The 16,007-nt window shown below is 73.4% G+C and carries 14 protein-coding genes and 1 tRNA gene; 3 read left to right on the top strand and 12 right to left on the bottom strand.

Annotated elements, in window-relative coordinates; translation table 11 throughout:
• Positions 1–79 precede the first annotated feature (79 nt).
• From C593_RS0106935 to C593_RS0106920, 4 genes are all read right to left on the bottom strand, one after another.
• The gene (locus C593_RS0106935; protein ID WP_018846571.1) at positions 80–1,438 is read right to left on the bottom strand and encodes a Cys-Gln thioester bond-forming surface protein; all 1,359 of its coding nucleotides are present in this window, start codon (positions 1,436–1,438) and stop codon (positions 80–82) included.
• A 346-nt stretch (positions 1,439–1,784) separates the two neighbouring features.
• Complete coding sequence (locus C593_RS29030; protein WP_018846570.1) at positions 1,785–2,243, bottom strand: single-stranded DNA-binding protein; 459 nt, start codon at positions 2,241–2,243, stop codon at positions 1,785–1,787.
• Positions 2,244–2,522: 279 nt separating this feature from the next.
• Complete coding sequence (locus C593_RS0106925) at positions 2,523–4,358, bottom strand: YfjP family GTPase (protein ID WP_018846569.1); 1,836 nt, start codon at positions 4,356–4,358, stop codon at positions 2,523–2,525.
• A 6-nt stretch (positions 4,359–4,364) separates the two neighbouring features.
• Complete coding sequence (locus C593_RS0106920) at positions 4,365–6,089, bottom strand: GTPase domain-containing protein (protein WP_020610248.1); 1,725 nt, start codon at positions 6,087–6,089, stop codon at positions 4,365–4,367.
• A 315-nt stretch (positions 6,090–6,404) separates the two neighbouring features.
• Between C593_RS0106920 and C593_RS0106915 the strand changes: the two genes are divergently transcribed.
• The 3 genes from C593_RS0106915 (at position 6,405) to C593_RS0106905 (ending at position 7,393) form a co-directional block, all read left to right on the top strand.
• Positions 6,405–6,480, top strand: a tRNA-Arg gene (locus C593_RS0106915).
• A 195-nt stretch (positions 6,481–6,675) separates the two neighbouring features.
• Positions 6,676–6,945, top strand: a complete 270-nt coding sequence (locus C593_RS0106910; protein WP_026277431.1) for a prevent-host-death protein — start codon at positions 6,676–6,678, stop codon at positions 6,943–6,945.
• Positions 6,935–7,393 carry a type II toxin-antitoxin system VapC family toxin gene (locus C593_RS0106905; protein ID WP_018846566.1) on the top strand — a complete coding sequence of 153 codons (459 nt, stop codon included), beginning with the start codon at positions 6,935–6,937 and terminating at the stop codon, positions 7,391–7,393. The genes C593_RS0106910 and C593_RS0106905 overlap by 11 nt, the downstream gene beginning before the upstream one ends.
• A gap of 426 nt (positions 7,394–7,819) precedes the next feature.
• Here the strand turns inward: C593_RS0106905 and C593_RS33630 are convergent, their stop codons facing one another.
• The 8 genes from C593_RS33630 to C593_RS0106870 form a co-directional block, all read right to left on the bottom strand.
• The gene (locus C593_RS33630; protein WP_486591083.1) at positions 7,820–8,146 is read right to left on the bottom strand and encodes a hypothetical protein; all 327 of its coding nucleotides are present in this window, start codon (positions 8,144–8,146) and stop codon (positions 7,820–7,822) included.
• A gap of 80 nt (positions 8,147–8,226) precedes the next feature.
• Positions 8,227–8,595, bottom strand: coding sequence for a hypothetical protein (locus tag C593_RS33625; RefSeq protein WP_486591082.1), 369 nt, complete (start codon positions 8,593–8,595; stop codon positions 8,227–8,229).
• Entirely contained in the window at positions 8,592–8,867 is a 276-nt protein-coding gene (locus C593_RS0106895) for a hypothetical protein (protein WP_018846565.1), read from the bottom strand. The genes C593_RS33625 and C593_RS0106895 overlap by 4 nt, the downstream gene beginning before the upstream one ends.
• A gap of 280 nt (positions 8,868–9,147) precedes the next feature.
• On the bottom strand, positions 9,148–10,938 hold the full coding sequence (locus tag C593_RS33270; protein WP_018846564.1) for an acyltransferase domain-containing protein: 1,791 nt from the start codon (positions 10,936–10,938) through the stop codon (positions 9,148–9,150).
• A 158-nt stretch (positions 10,939–11,096) separates the two neighbouring features.
• Entirely contained in the window at positions 11,097–11,378 is a 282-nt protein-coding gene (locus tag C593_RS0106885; RefSeq protein ID WP_018846563.1) for an acyl carrier protein, read from the bottom strand.
• Positions 11,379–11,458: 80 nt separating this feature from the next.
• Entirely contained in the window at positions 11,459–12,727 is a 1,269-nt protein-coding gene (locus C593_RS0106880) for a ketosynthase chain-length factor (RefSeq protein ID WP_018846562.1), read from the bottom strand.
• Positions 12,724–13,992 (bottom strand): beta-ketoacyl-[acyl-carrier-protein] synthase family protein, encoded by a 1,269-nt coding sequence (locus C593_RS0106875; RefSeq protein ID WP_018846561.1) that lies wholly within the window; start codon positions 13,990–13,992, stop codon positions 12,724–12,726. The genes C593_RS0106880 and C593_RS0106875 overlap by 4 nt, the downstream gene beginning before the upstream one ends.
• 263 nt (positions 13,993–14,255) lie before the next feature.
• Positions 14,256–15,896: an acyl-CoA carboxylase subunit beta gene (locus C593_RS0106870; protein WP_018846560.1), complete on the bottom strand. Its 1,641-nt coding sequence runs from the start codon at positions 15,894–15,896 to the stop codon at positions 14,256–14,258.
• Positions 15,897–16,007: the final 111 nt, after the last annotated feature.

Genomic DNA, 16,007 nt, shown 5'->3' with positions numbered 1-16,007 from the left:
CACCGCAAACGCCCCGGGAACAGGGACGGGCCCGGTACGCGGTGCGCGTACCGGGCCCGTCCGCCGTGTCAGCGGCCGGTCACTCTCCGGCGACCGCCTTCTTCTTGCGCAGGATGAACATCGCCGCGCCGCCCGCGACGACGAGGACCACCGCGATGCCCGCGATCATCGGCGTCGCGCTGGAGCCACCGGTGGCCGCGAGGTCGCCCTCGCCACCGGTCGTGCCCTCGGTCGTGCCCTCGGAGGAGCCGCCGGCCGTGGCCGGGCTCGGCTCGGAGGAGGGGGTCTCCTCCTCGTCCGGGGTCTCCGGCGCCGGGGTGCCCTGCGTCTTGCAGTCGAGGACACCCTGGAAGCGCTCCGAGAAGCCGTTCGGACCGGTGATGGTGAAGTCGTACGCCTGGTCCTCGGCGACCGGGACGGTCACCGTCTTGGACTCGCCCGCACCGATGGTGTGCTTGACGCCCGCGAGCTCGAAGGTGAACGGGCTGTCGCCCTCGTTGCCCGCCGTGACGTCGACGCCGCCCTTGGCGCAGTTCTTCTCCGCCGTGACCGACGGGATGGCGCCCTTGGTGGCCCAGTTCGCGGTCGCGTTGGCCGTGACCGTGGAGTCGCTGGAGCCGGCGAGGATCTGCGTCTGGCTCTTGCTGGCGCTGGCGAAGGCGCGGCCGACCGGGACCGAGGTGGTGGCCTCGACCGACAGGGCGGCCGAACCGTCGGCGGTGCCCTCCGGGACGTCGAAGTACAGCTCGGTGCCGTCGGTCGCCGAGCTGACCTCCTTGCCGTCCTTGTCGGTCACCTTGACGCCGGCGGCCGCGGCGGCCGGGGCGGCGACGGAGACCTGGCCGGCGTTGGTGCGCACGGTGACCGGGCCGAGCTTGCTGCCCGCCTTGCCGGAGACCGCGTTGGGCTCCAGCGTCAGCGAGGTCTTCGGCTCCTGGAGGTTCTGGGCCTGGGACTCCAGCCAGTCGGCGAGCTTCTCCGCCTGCGGGTTCTTGGCCTCGACCTTCGCCGAGTCCGAGAAGCGCCAGATGGCGACCTGGGTGCCGGCGGCGGCCGTCTCGGCGGTCAGGCGCTTGGCGCCCGCCTTCTGGGCCAGCGCCGCGAGGTCGTCGACCTGCGGGTACGAGTTCTGGAGGATCCAGAGGATCTTCCCGGCGTTCTCGTTGGCGCCGAGCGAGGTCTGGGCCCAGGGGGTCTCCAGGTACTTCGCCTTGTCCTGGGTCGGGTTGTGGATGTCGATGCAGTAGGTCTTCAGCAGACCTCCGCCCTCGACACTCATCTCGAACAGACCCGCGGCGATCTTCTTGGTCTTGCCGTTGCCGAGGTCCAGGCGGGCCGAGTCGTAGGTCTTCAGCCCGTCCAGGGTGGCGACGGCGCCCCCCTGGTGCTGGATGGGCTCGTCGGCGGCGGCGTTACCCGCACCGGCGAGAGTGCCCATGGCCAGCAGTCCGGCCGTGGCGGCCGCGGCGGCTATCCGCCGGCCGGCGGTGCGCCGCCCGGTCGTGGCGGACGCAGAGAAAAGAGCAAACACAGAATTCCCCTCCGGGCGAGACTTCGCATGGATACGCGCGGATGCGCTCACACGTGATGCGTGGTGGGAGAGTCTCGCCAGCAGTCTCAAGTGCCCCGTGAGCACGCGGGAATCCTATGGACGGAATGCGGCCCGGGCCCCCGTCCCGCCCTCACACAAGCATTCCGAATCGGAATCGTTATCCCCGGCGACCGGACTTTCCCCATCCGTCCGATTTTCACAAACCAGGTCGACAAATCAACACGCTCGCCCCTCAGTTGGCGGCGGGCGCCGACTCCCTCCCCGGGACCTTCCCGGAACCCGCCGCGGGCCCCTCCCCCGCACCCGCCCGACCGGCGGTCACGCTGGGATCACCCCTCGTCACACGCCGGAACGCCGCCGTCCCCCGGGTCAGGTCGTGGCCGGCCGCCACGGCGTCGATGTCCACGAAAGTACGCCGCCCGCCGTCCGTCTCCTCCTCACGGACTTTCAGCCTGCCGTGCACCACGAGCGGCTCGCCGACCGAAACGGAACCGGACAGATTCAGCGCCAGCGAACGCCAGGCGAACACCGTGTAGAAGCTCGTCGGCCCGTCCGTCCAGTTGCCACTGCGCCGGTCCCAGCGCCGTTGGGGCACCGCGAAACGGAATCGCGCCATACCCCCGGCGGCGGTTTCCCGGTACTCCACATTCGTGGCGACATTCCCCACCACCGTCACCAAGGTGTCGTTCATCTTCCGTGCCTCCCCGTGCGTCGGACCCAACGGACCGCGGCGGGACGCCCCTTGCGGGCGGGGCGGCCGCGGTGCCGGAATCCATCCTGGCGCGGGGCGTACGGCCGTGCCTGGGCCTGTGGAAGACCCCGGCACTGTGGACAACTCCCTCACCCGATCCGGTGGCCCGGCGGGTACCTCGCCTTGCCCCCCGGCCCGGTCCACTCGGCCCGGTCACCCCGGCCCGGCTGCGGAGCCGTCCCCGCCGCCCCGAACCCGGCCCGGCTCACCCCACCCGGCTCACCCGACCCGGCTGGGGACCCTGCCCCGGCCGCCCGCCCCGGACCCACCGGTACCGCCCGTCCGGCCCGCGCCCGAGACCGCCGAGTACCGCTCGCGCACCTCGCGGTAGCGCATGAGTTCCGCCGAGACCGGGTCCAGCACCCGGGCCCGCCCGCAGTCCGCGGCCGCCTCGTGGAGCCGGCGCCGCACGTCCTGCCCGTAGCGCCGGGCGGGCCCCCGCGAAGCCGCCGCGCAGGCCCATTCGACGAACGGACCGCCGATGATCCCGGCCAGCATCACCAGCACCGGCGGCAGCAGCCCGGGCTCCAGCACCCCGACGATCTGCCCCACGAGCCACAGCCCGCCGAAGATCTGAAGGAGGGTCATCGCCACCTGCGCCAGCACGGCCGCCGGCCACCACCTGGGGCGCTGCGGACGCCCGCCGACCGCCGCGGCCTCGCGCACCGCCAGTTCGTCCAGGGCCTCCGGAAGCCCTTCCGCACCCCGGACCGCGGCCTCCCGCACGGCCTGCGCCCACGGCGCCGGCAGCCCGCTCGCCGCCTCGTCGGCGACCGTGCGAACCGCCTGCTCCACCCGCTGCCGGGCGGTGAGTTCGTCCTCGGCGGGCGGCGGCGGCTGGAGGGAGGCCGCCCCGGGCATCCGGGAGCGCTCGTACCAGCGCCACAGCCGCAGCCACGGGGTACCGCAGGCCCGCCCGGCGTTCCGGCGCCACTCGCGTTCCGCCGCCTCCCCGGACGCCGTCGCGCCGACCGCGTCCGCGAGCCGGGCGGAGAAGTCCTGGCGGGCCCGCTCGTCGAGCCCGGTCCGGCCCTCCGCCACGTACACCGGGCGCAGCCGCCGCGCGGCCGCGTCGACGTCGGCGGAGAGGCGGCGGGCCGCGGCGTCCCGCTCCTGGACGAAGGCGCCCAGCATCTCGCGCAGTTCGGGGACCCCTTCGCCGGTCAGCGCGGAGACCGGCAGCACCGTGGCGCCCGGCTCGCCGTGCTCCCCCAGCGCCATGCCGTCCTCGTCGAGGAGCCGGCGCAGGTCGTCGAGGACCTGGTCGGCGGCCTCGCCGGGCAGCCGGTCGATCTGGTTGAGCACCACGAAGGTGACCTCCGCGTGGCCCGCCAGCGGCCGCAGATAGCGCTCGTGCAGGGCGGCGTCGGCGTACTTCTCCGGGTCCACCACCCAGATGACCGCGTCGACCAGGGCGAGCACCCGGTCGACCTGCTCCCGGTGGCGGACGACGGCCGAGTCGTGGTCGGGCAGGTCGATCAGGACCAGCCCCTGGAGCTGCTCGTCGCCGTCGCCGCCCGCGAGCGGCCTGCGGCGCAGCCGCCCCGGCACCGCGAGCCGGTCCAGCAGCCCGGCCGCGCCCTCCGACCACGTGCAGGCGATGGGTGCCGAGGTGGTCGGCCGGCGCAGGCCCGTCTCGGAGATGCGCACCCCGGCGAGGGCGTTGAAGAGGGCGGACTTGCCGCTGCCGGTCGCTCCGGCCACGGCGACGACGGTGTGGCGCGAGGAGAGGCGGCGGCGGGTGGCCGCCTCGTCGAGGACCCGGCCCGCCTCCGCGAGGGTCCGGCCGTCGAGCCGGGCCTGGGAGAGCCCGAGGAGGTCGCGCAGGGCGTCCAGCCGGTGCCGCAGGGGGCCGCCGTACGCGTCCTCGGCGGCTCGGGCGTCCGCGTCCCGGTCCGCGTCGGTGCCCGCGTCGTCGCCGGTGCCGTCGGCGTCGTCCCCGCTGTCCGGGCCGGTGAAGTCCCCGGGCCCGTTCTTCGCCTCGGCCCTGCGGGCGATCACCCCGTCGTCCCAGCGGTCACCGGTCTCGTTCTGGTCGTCGGTGATGGCGGTCACCCGCGCTCACCTCTCCTTCTGCAGTAGGGACAGGGCGGCGATCAGCTCGGCCTGCGGCTCGGGCGTCACCTCAAGGGCGTCGAGGGGGGCGAGCCTGCGGTCCCGTTCGCTGTGCAGCACCTCGTCGATGGTCGCGGTGACCAGCTCACCGCCCTTGTCCCGCAGGCGCAGCGCGCCCTGGGCTCCGATGCGTTCGGCCAGCCGCTCCCCCGCGCCGCGGGCGCGCCGGCCGCCGAGGAGGGCGGTCGCGAGGAGGGCGGCGACGGTCTCCGGGTCGGGGGCCGCGTTGCGCTCCATGCCCCGCACCTCCTCCTCCGCCAGCTCCTCCAGGACCCGCCGCCAGCGCCGGACGGCGATTCCGATGCGCTCGGCGCTCTCCAGGTCGCCCCGCCCCTGCCCGGCGAGGGCGGCGGAGGCGGGCTCGCGTCCCCAGACCTGGCGGACCTGCTCGTCGGCGGCGTCCACCGCGCACTGGAGCAGCGCGGACAGGCTCGCCACCAGGGCGTCCAGGAGTTCGCCCGCGGTGCTGTCTCGGGGGTGGCCGCGCCAGCGGGTACGCGCGTCGCCCGCGAGGACGGCCCCGGCGCGCAGCCGGTTCCGGACCCGGGTCCGCTGCGCCTCGTACGCCTCCTCCACGGCGCCCGTGAGCCGTACGGCGGCGGCGTGCTGGGCGGCGACGGCGCTCGCCAGTTCGGGCATCCGGGACCGGAGGGAGTCGAGGACGCCGCTCGCGGTACGCCCGAGGGCCTGCTGGCGGGCGGCCGGGTCCTGGGCGCGGTGGGCGAGCCAGGCGAGCAGCGGAGCGACGGCGGTGGTGGGCAGCAGCCCGTTGCCGCCCCCCGCGGACTCGGGCAGTTCGGGGACGGTGAACCGGGGGACGTGCCCGAGCCCGGCCTTGGTGAGCAGCGCCGCGTACTGACGTGACACCTCGTCGACGAGCTGGTGGGGCACCCGGTCGAGCACGGTGACCAGCGTGGCCTGGTACTCCTTGGCGGTGCGCAGCAGGTGCCAGGGGACGGCGTCGGCGTAGCGGGAGGCGGTCGTGACCATCACCCAGACGTCGGCTGCGCAGATCAACTCGGCGGCGAGGACGCGGTTCTCGACCACGAGGGAGTCGATGTCGGGGGCGTCGAGAAGGGCGAGGCCGCGAGGGAGGCCGGCGGCGGTCTCGATCCGCAGGAACGTCTCACCGGCGGGGGCACCGGGGGTCGCCCGGCCGGGGCGGGCGGTGTCTTGCGGGCCGGGCGCCGCCACCGGCCGCGCGCCCACCCCGGTGGCGCTCTTCGCCCGCGCGGCGTGCCCCCGTGCGGCGTGGCCCCGTGCGGCCGTCGGGTCGTCGTCCTCGCCGGTCTCGTCCCGCGGCGGCATCCAGACCCGCGTCAGCTGGGGCAGCACCCGGATCCCGGCGAACCAGTGGTGGTCGTCCGGGTGGCAGACGAGCACGGGTGTACGGGTCGTGGGCCGGAGTACCCCGGCCTCGCTGACCCGCCTGCCGACAAGGGAGTTGACGAGCGTGGACTTGCCCGCGCCGGTCGAGCCGCCGATGACGGCGAGCAGGGGCGCCTCCGGTTCCTTGAGCCGCGGAACCAGATAGTCGTCGAGCTGCGCGAGCAGCTCCGTACGCGTCTGCCGCGCCCGTGAAGCGCCGAGCAGGGGGAGCGGCAGACGCACGGCGGCGACACGGTCGCGCAGGGCGGAGAGTGCGTCGATGAGCTGAGGCCGTGCATCCAAGGTCACCACAAGCGAAGAATGCCCAATTTTGGAGCCTTTTTGAAGCGTATGGGCATCTCTGCGCGCCGATCGGACAGACAGGACAGAGGGGACGAGTGGGACGCAGGCATAACGAGTGCACAACACCCGCCGCGCGAGGGGTCAAAAGCGATGCGCGAATCACGCCATGCCTGCGATTATCGGTTCGCTTCACCGAACCTCCACATCGTGCCACGCAGGTGAGGCAACCGGGCCAAGGGGATCGGAGCCCTATCCTTGTGCCCGGCATGGTCCAGAACCGCCCGAGGGGGGCTCCAGGCCACCAGGCCGTCACCGGCCCCCGTAGCTCAGTGGATAGAGCAGGCGCCTTCTAAGCGCTTGGCCGCAGGTTCGAGTCCTGCCGGGGGCGCCACTGCTTCTCACCTGCGGAAACGCGTGAGGGGCTCTTTCATGTCCGGATGCACATCGCTCTGTGAGCAAGCGCCTTCACCTGTCCACGCCGGGCCCGGACAAACCCTGAACCGTTGCAACAACGCCCCTCGTCAGCGAATCCACGCCGGGAACACGATGTAGCACCAAGTAGCACACCTTCGCTATCGTGGACAGCATGACAGCGCAGCCGGAGATCACTCAGCGCGATCTGCGCACCCGGTCCAAAGAGATCATGGACGCCGTCCAGGGGGGACAGGCGTTCACGGTCACCCGCGACGGGCACCGTGTCGGCGAGCTGATCCCGCTCCGCCGCCGTCGCCGCTTCGTTCCCCGTGCCGAGTTCGTGGCCATGTCACGCACCGCCCCTGACATCTCACTGGACGCCTTCCGCGACGACCAGGACGCCGTCGTCGAGCAGGAGTTGGACGACCCGTATGCCCGTTGAGCACGAGCAGGGCCTGCTCGACACCAACATCATGATCTTGCGCAAGTGGATCGACGCCGACGAGTTGCCCGCCGAGATGGCCATCAGCACCATCACCCTCGCGGAACTCTCCGCAGGACCCCACCAGGTACGCGGCAGCGACGAGCAGAGCGACTACGACGAACACGCCGAGCGGGCCCGCCGCATGGACGTCCTCCAGCGCGCCGAGAACGAATTCGACCCCATCCCCTTCGACGTGGAGGCGGCCCGTATCTACGGCAGAATCTGCGCCGCCGTCGTTTCCGCAGGCCGCAAGCCCCGTCGCCGTGTGGCCGACCTGATGATCGCCGCCATCGCGGCAGCCGAGGAACTCCCTCTCTTCACCACCAACCCCGACGACTTCAAGGGTCTCGACGACTTGATCACCATCGTGCCCGTAACGCGGCCCGAGATCCTGCACGACCGGTAGCACCGCGTCTGACCGAACGCCACGCCGGGGCGCTGTCGAACGCCCGACGTCGGCGAGCGCTGCGGTCCCGCGTCCGGGTACCGCGGAGCCATGCTTACGCCTCCGGGGCCATCGTGAGCCGGGGCGGACTCCAGCCAATGGCCGCAGGAAGTGACAGCAAGCGCCTTGACAACTTTCGCTCGCGAGCAACCTGCGTTGACGCAGATGAGCACATCGCTCAGGCCCGAGCACCTTCTAAGCGCTTGGCCGCAGGTTCGAGTCCTGCCGGGGGCGCACAGACCCTCTCCCAGCGGAAACGCGTGAGGGGTTCCCTGACGCCCGGATGCACTTACCGGACGCACTTGGCTGTGGGACCAAGCGCCTTGGCGCGCACGATCGCGGTCAACCCCGGCACCGGCGTTGCAGTTCGCGCCGACGGCGGCACGGCTACCCCATCTCGTCCAGCACTTGGGCGGCCGCGCGGGGGTCCATGAGGTTGGACCACGCTTGTTCGGCCGGGAGCAGATCCCGCTCGGGCAGAGCGTATTCCGGGTACCAGCCCTCGGCCTCGCAGCCGTGGACGTTGCGCAGGATCAGCACGGTCAGGTTCGGCGGAACGGAGCCGGTGATCCGGACGGCGAGGTAGGTCTCATGGCCGTCTTCCGCCCGCACCTGGAGACCAAGGGTGAAGGTGTCGAACTCGCGCGTGTGCTCACGGCCGTCGCGCAGCGTGGCGTGCGCCAGGTCCAGCAGCGTCGCCCGCAGGCGGCACACGAAGCGGACACCTGCCTCGGCGCGGTACCGGACGTGGTCCTCGCGCGAGGGCAGGAGGTGTGCGATGTGCGTCGCGGTCTTCAGGCCCTCAGAATGTTCCGCGTTGTAGCGCGCCCGGGCAGTGCGGCACCGGCCTCGAGGGCTGCGTAGAAGTCGTCGCCCGAGCCGTCCTCGCGCCGGCCCGCCGCCACCAGCCACGGCAGGTCGGCGTCCAGCCACACCGCGCCGCGCCACCGCTGCACCTTGACCTTGAGCAGCACCTGGTCGTCCACGGCCCGGATGCGTTCGTGCTTGCGGTCCTCGTCCGCGAACTGCTCGGACGCCTTGGCCAGCACCGGGTGGTCGATCTCGTCCAGCGGCGCCGTGACCGGCGGCACCGCGAGGCACAAATCCTCGCGTAAGCAGCGCAGCGTCGGGCGGGCGGGGCGCAGCGGGCCGGGTCCGCTCATTCCTCGATTCCCCCGACCGCGTCGATCTCCTCCGCGGTCAGCCCGGTCAGCATCATCACGTCCGATTTCAGCGAACCGTCCAGCACGCTGAGCGCCTCCACCATGCCGGACCGCAGATCCTCACGGCGCTGCTCCAGATAGGCCCGGACCGCCTCGGCCACCAGGTCCTTCTTCGTCAGCCCCAGAAAATGGGCGCCCTGGCTGATCAACTTGTCCGTCGCCGGGTCCACCTTCAGCGGGGACTGGCGTACCGGCTTCGCCGCCGTCGTCATGGTCAACGCACCTCCGCTGCCATAGTACCCAAATACCTCAGGGTGCGTATTTTCTGGCGTCACGGCTGCTGAACACGCTCTGCCTCCGGCCCACGGCACGCGCCGTCGCCAACCGAGGCTCGCCCCTCGAGCAGGGACCGGAATCGGCAGCGAGCGCTCTGAACGACTCCCGTTCGTGGACGGCTGCCGGCACGCAGCTGAGCGCATCGCTCCGGACCGTGTGCTCGTGGCCCCGCTCCGGTGCGCGGTCCGTTCCGGCGCCGGAGCGGGGGCCCGGCGGTCAGGACGCCGTCGTCGCGAGGGGGCGGGCCGGGGTGGGGGATGCCGGCGGGGGCGGGTCCGCGGACCAGGTCCAGAGGCGGGAGAGGGCTTCCGGGTCCGGGGCGTGGCCCTCGGTCCAGAGGCGGGCGGCCGCGTTGAGGACGGACTGGCGGTCGGCCTCGCGGGTGCCCGGGCGGGCCGGGAGGAGGGCGAGGGCCGCGCTCGCGCCGAGGCGGACCGCGCGGTGGCGGCGGGCGAAGGCCGTCAGGGTCTGGCGGGGGCCCGCCTCGACCAGGAGGACGTCGTCGGCCGCGAGGAGTTCGTCCAGGGCGGGCAGGAAATGGACGGTGTCCGTGACCTGGCGGGCCCAGAAGCGGGGGCTGAGGGCGTCCTCCGCGCGCATCAGGCCGCCCGTGTAGCCCGAGTACAGCGGCAGGGACGGCTCGCGGAACGGGATGCCCGCGTACTCCGCCTCCAGCGCGTCGGAGGCGGGCGCCATCGCCGGGGAGTGGAAGGGGCTGGTCGCCGGGACGGTGACCACGGTGAAGCCGTCCGCCCGCAGGGCCGCCTCCACCCCGGTCAGCGGCTCGGCCGAACCGGCCAGCATCACCTGCTGGTTGGCGTTGACGGCGGCCACGGCCACGTCGGCGGTCAGATACGGCCGCACGGCCTCCGCGCTCGCCGCGACCGCGAGCATCCCGCCCGGCGGGATCCTCACCGCCTCGCGGACGCGGGCCATCACCATCCGGACCGCGTCCGGCAGGGGCATCACCCCGGCGAGGGCGGCGGCGACGAGTTCGCCGGCGCTGTGGCCGAGCAGGGCGACCGGGCGGACGCCCCAGCTGAGGACCATCCGGCCGAGGGCGTAGTCCACCGCGAACAGCAGCGGCTGGGCGCGGCGCACGTCGTCGATGTCGATGACGGGGGCGGCCTCGGTCAGCCAGTCGGCGGTGATCGCGGGGCCCTCGGGGCCCATGTGGGAGACCACCGCGTCGACGGCCGCGGTGAAGACCGGCTCGCGCCCGTAGAGGCCGGCCGCCATGGCGTGGTGCTGGGAGCCCTGGCCCGGGAAGAGGAGGGCGACCGGGCGGGGCCGGGGGGACGTGACCGGCTTGGCCTTGTGGACGGTGCCCCCGGCGAGCCGGGCTACGGCCACGGCGGCGCCCCGGACCGGTCCGGGGGCCGCGCCGCACGGGACCGCCGTCGGCAGCGAGGGGAACGCCTCGCAGTGCAGGCTGCCCAGGAGCGGCAGGAGTTCGCCGCGGACCCGGGTCTCGTCGGCCTCGTCCCGGCCCGACCACAGCAGCAGCCGGTGCCGGTCGGGGTCGGTGTCGCGCCGGCCGTGGCGCAGGGGCCGCAGCGGGGGCGTGGCGTCCTGGTCGCCGGAGTCGGCGAGGTCGACGACGCCGAGGACCGGGTCGCCGTCCGCGACGGCCTCGGCGGCGCGCTTGAGCGCGTACACCGTGATGGTGTCCGGGGCGGGCTCGCCGAACCCGGCGACCAGGGCGAAGTCGGCCGTGCCGTCGAGGAGTTCGCGGTGGGCCAGGCGCAGGGCACGGCCCGGCGTGGCGGCGGAGCGGACCGGGAAGGACTCGTGCTCGGCGGGGAGCGGCGGGTCCTGGCGGGTCGCGCCGATGTAGACGACGGTGCGGACGGGAAGGTCGCGGAGCGGGCGGCCGAAGGCGCGCAGCACCGCCGAGACCGCGGCGGGCGAGGCGGCGGTGTGCGGGCCCTGCGGTCGGTCCGGGGACGCGGGGCCGGGGCTGACGACCAGCCTGCGGACCACCGCGCTGTGTTCCGTGAGCGGCATGGTTCCCTCCTCGGCGGTACGGAAGAAGACGGAGCGGAGCGTTACGGAAGAGGACGTGCTGTGGGGGTGGTTGTGGGGGGATATAAGGGGATATTGGAGGGAGCGGACGCCCCGGCTGACGGGGGGACGGCAGACGGGGCGCCCGCGTCGGGGGCGGCTCAGGCGGCGGCCGGGGTGTCGCCCGCGTTGATCAGGGCGAGCAGCGCGCCCGGCGTCTCGGCGTCGACCACCGCGTCGTCCGGGATCTCGATGCCGTACTCGCGCTGTATCTGGCCGATGACCTGGAGCAGGGCGAGGGAGTCGTAACCCAGCTCGATGAACGGGGTGTCGATGACGTCGCCGTCCAGGTCGACGCCCTCCTCCTCGCCGGCGCTCTCGCGGAGCATCCGGGTGAGGTCGGCGAGGGTGACGGTGGTGGTGGTCTCGGTGGTGGCGCTCATGGTGGGCGTCCTCTCGGTCGGAAGGGTCGGAAGGGTCGGAACGTGCACTCGGTTCATGGGGGGTGGGTACGGGGGGCCGGTCAGGACGCGCGGCGCACGACCAGGGCCGCGTTGAAGCCCCCGTGCCCCCGCGCCAGCACCAGCGCGTTGCGCAGCCGCGCCTCCCGCGCCTCGGTGACCAGGTCGATCGCGTGGCCCGGGTCCGCCGCGCCGACGTTGGCCGTCGGCGGGACGACGCCGTCCCGCAGCGACAGCAGCGCGGTGGCCACGTCCAGGGCGGCGCCCCCGGCCAGCAGCCGGCCGGTCATGGTCTTCGGCGCGGTCACCGGCACCGCGCGCGGCCCGAAGATCGCGGCCAGGGCCTGGGCCTCGGCCCGGTCCGCCTCGGGCACACCGGCCGCGTCCGCGAAGACCACGTCGATGTCGCCCGGGGTGAGCCCCGCGTCCGCGAGGGCGTTGTCGACGGCCCTGCGCAGAGCCGTGGGGCGTCCACCGCCGGGAGCCGGGTCCAGGGTGGCCGCGTAGCCGGCGATCTCGCCGTAGACCTGGGCGACACCCCGCTTCCGGGCGGAGTCCGCGTCCTCGGTGACCAGGATCGCGCCCCCCTCGCCGGGCACGTACCCGCTCGCCTCGGCCGAGAACGGCAGGTAGGCGCGGGCCGGGTCGTCGACCGTGCTCATCAGGCCGGACGCGAGCTGCGGGACCCAGCCCCAGGGGCAGATCGCCGCGTCCACGCCGCCGGTGATGACGACGGGGAAGCCCTTGCGGATGTGGCGGCGGGCCTGGCCGACGGAGTCGATGCCGCCCGCCTGCTCGGTGAGCAGCACCCCGCTGGGGCCGCGCAGCTTGTGCCGGATGGAGATCTGGCCGGTGTTGACGGCGTAGAACCAGGCGAAGGACTGGTACGCGCTGACGTACTCCTTGCCCTTGCTCCACAGGTTCTGCAGCTCGCGCTGGCCGAACTCGACGGCACCTCCGGAGGCGGAGGTGACCACGCCGATCCCGTACTCGGGGAGTTCCTCGGTGTCGATCCCGGCGTCCTTCAGGGCCCAGTCGGCGGCAGTGAGGGCGAGCCGGGTCATGTGGTCGGTCTGGGGCATCAGCCGGCTGGGGATGTGCTCCTCGGCCACGTAGTCGCGCACCTCCCCCGCGAGCCGGGCGGGGTACTGCGTGGCGTCGAAGCGGGTGACCGGGCCGATCGCGGACTCGCCGGCCAGGGTGGCCTTCCAGTACGCCTCGGTGCCCAGGCCGTTGGGCGCGGTGACGCCCAGGCCGGTCACGACGGTCGTCGCGGTGCGCGGCCCGGCGGCCGGGCCGGCGGACGCGGCGGGGGCTGCGGTGCTGCTCATGCGGCGGTGCTCCTCTCCGGTCGGGCGAGCACCATGGCGCTCTGGAAGCCGCCGAAGCCGCTGCCGACGCTCAGCACCACGTCGGTCTGCTTCTCGCGGGCGGTCAACGGGATGTAGTCCAGGTCGAGTTCGGGGTCCGGCTCGTGGAGGTTGGCGGTCGGCGGCAGAACGCCGTGCTCCATGGCCAGGGCGCAGGCCGCGATCTCCAGGGAGCCGATCGCGCCGAGCGAGTGCCCGATCATCGACTTGATGGAGCTGACCGGCGTCCGGTACGCGTGGTCGCCGAGGCTCCGCTTGAACGCGCCGGTCTCGTGGCGGTCGTTCATCTTGGTGCCGGAGCCGTGGGCGTTGATGTAGTCGACGGTGTCCGGGGCGAGGCGGGCCTCGCCCATGGCGGCGTCGATCGCCTCGGCCATCTCCCGGCCGTCCGGCTTGAGGCCGGTCATGTGGAAGGCGTTGCAGCGGGAGGCGAAGCCGGCGATCTCGGCGTAGATGTGCGCGCCGCGCCGGCGGGCGCTCTCCAGCTCCTCCAGGACCAGGATCGCCGCGCCCTCCCCGAGGACCAGTCCGCTGCGGGTCCGGTCGAACGGGCGGCAGGCGCTCTCCGGGGTGTCGTTGCGCGGGGTGGTGGCGTGGATGGCGTCGAAGCAGGCCGAGGTGATCGGCGAGATCGGGGCCTCGGTGGCGCCGGCGATCATCACGTCGGCGGTGCCCTCGCGGATCAGGTCCACGGCGTGGCCGAGGGAGTCCAGGCCGGAGGTGCAGCCGGTGGAGACGACCGCGGCCGGTCCCTCGGCGCCCGCCGCCTGCCCGACCTCGGCGGCCATGGAGCTGGGCACGAAGTGCCGGTACAGCTCGGGGACCGCGTAGGTGTGGTCGACGTTCCAGAGGCGGCCGCCGTCGCTGACGACGGCGTACTCGCGCTCCAGGCTGGTGGTGCAGCCGACCGCGCTGCCCAGTGAGGTGCCGATGCGGCCCGGGTCGAGGGCGGAGACGTCGAGGCCGCTGTCGGCGAGTGCCTCGCGGGTGGAGACCACGGCGAACTGGGCGGCCCGGTCGAGCCGGCGGATCTCCTGCTGGCTCAGTCCCGCGGCGGCCGGGTCGAAGTCGCACTCGGCGGCGACCCGGGAACGGAACGGCGAGGGGTCGTAGAAGCTGATCGTGCGGGTGGCGGTCCGGCCCGCGGTGAGCAGGTCCCAGTACTCCTTGACCCCGACCCCGCCGGGGGCCACGACTCCCAGTCCGGTGATGGCGACTCTGCGCATGACCTACCTGACCTTCGACGGGGCCGGGTGCCGCGAGGTGCACCAGCCGGATGGAACTGTGGGGGTCACTGTCGATCCCTTCGTCCGTGTCACTCCTGAATCGGTACGGCGGCCGGGGCGGTTCAGGGTCGCGTCCTCCGCGCCCCGGCCGGCCGGACCGGTCGGCCGCCCGCTCGTGACGGGCCGCCGTTGCCGGTTCCGCCATGGAACGTGTGCGCCCTCGATCTGCGCTCGCGCGGCCGTGGACCTGCCCCGACGCCGTCTCACGTGGGCAGGTTGCCGTGCTTGCGGGCGGGCACCTCGGCCCGCTTGGTGCGCAGGACGGCGAGGGACTCGCACAGCACACGGCGGGTGTCGGCGGGGTCGATGACGTCGTCCACGAGGCCGCGTTCGGCCGCGTAGTACGGGTGCATCAGCTCGGTCCGGTACTCCTTGATCCGCTGCTCGCGCAAGGCCTCGGGGTCGTCGGCGGCGGCGATCTCGCGGCGGAAGATGACGTTCGCCGCGCCCTCCGCGCCCATCACGGCGATCTCGTTGGTGGGCCAGGCGAAGGAGAGGTCGGCGCCGATGGAGCGGGAGTCCATGACGATGTACGCGCCGCCGTACGCCTTCCTCAGGACCAGGGAGATGCGGGGGACGGTGGCGTTGCAGTACGCGTACAGGAGCTTGGCGCCGTGCCGGATGATGCCGTCGTGCTCCTGGTCGACGCCGGGCAGGAAGCCGGGCACGTCGACCAGGGTGATCAGCGGGATGTTGAAGGCGTCGCAGGTGGAGACGTGGCGGGCGGCCTTCTCGGACGCCTGGATGTCGAGCACCCCGGCGAGGGCGGCCGGCTGGTTGGCGACGATGCCGACGGTGTGGCCGTCGAGCCGGGCGAAGGCGCAGACCACGTTGGGCGCCCAGCCCTCGTGGACCTCGAACAGCTCGCCGTCGTCGACGATCTCCTCGATCACGGCGCGAATGTCGTAGGAGCGGCCCGGTTCGGCGGGGACCAGCTCCAGCAGGGCGTCGGTGCGGCGGTCCGGCGGGTCGGCGGTGGGGGCGGCCGGGGGCATCTCCCGGTTGTTGGACGGCAGCAGGGAGATCAGGTACCGCACGTCCTCCAGGCAGGTCTCCTCGTCGTCGTAGGCGAAGTGGCAAACGCCGGAGGTGGTGGCGTGCACGTCGGCGCCGCCGAGGCCGTTGTGGGTGATCCGCTCGCCGGTGACGGCCTGGACGACGTCGGGGCCGGTGATGAACATCTGCGCGGTGTCGCGGACCATGAAGACGTAGTCGGTGAGGGCGGGCGAGTAGGCCGCGCCGCCCGCGCAGGGCCCGAGCATCACGCTGATCTGCGGGATGACGCCGGAGGCGGCGACGTTGCGGCGGAAGATGCCGCCGTAGCCGGCGAGGGCGGTGACGCCCTCCTGGATACGGGCGCCCGCGCCGTCGTTGAGGCTGACGAGGGGGGCGCCGGCGGACTCGGCGAGATCCATCACCTTGTGCACCTTGGCCGCGTGGGCCTCGCCGAGGGCGCCCGCGAAGACCCGGAAGTCGTGCGCGTAGGCGAACACGGTCCGGCCGTGGACCAGGCCCCAGCCGATGACGACGCCGTCGCCGTGCGGCTTGCGGTCCTCCAGGCCGAAGCCGGTGGCGCGGTGCCGGCGCAGGGGCTCGATCTCGGTGAACGTGCCCTCGTCGAAGAGGAGGTGCAGGCGCTCGTGGGCGGTCAGCTTGTTCTTCTCGTGCTGCCGCCGGGTGGCGGCGGGGTCGGGGCCCCGGCCCACCTCCTCCTTGAGCCGGCGCAACTCCTCGGTGGCGCGCCGCAGATCGGGCGGCAGCGGCGCCGGGGTGGCGGGGGCGGGCGTGGCGGGCGGGGCGGACAGGGGCTGGGGGGTGACCGTGCGGTCGTCGAGGATCGTCATCGGCCGAACGTAGGAACGCGGGCTAGAGACCCACTGGACCGGGCCCGGCGCGTGAGGCGCGGGCCCGGCACCGCCCGCCCCGGCGCCCGGTGGTCCGGCGCCCGGTGGTCC

Source organism: Streptomyces sp. CNT372, assembly GCF_000377145.1.
This window is presented reverse-complemented; position numbering and strand designations above follow the sequence as displayed.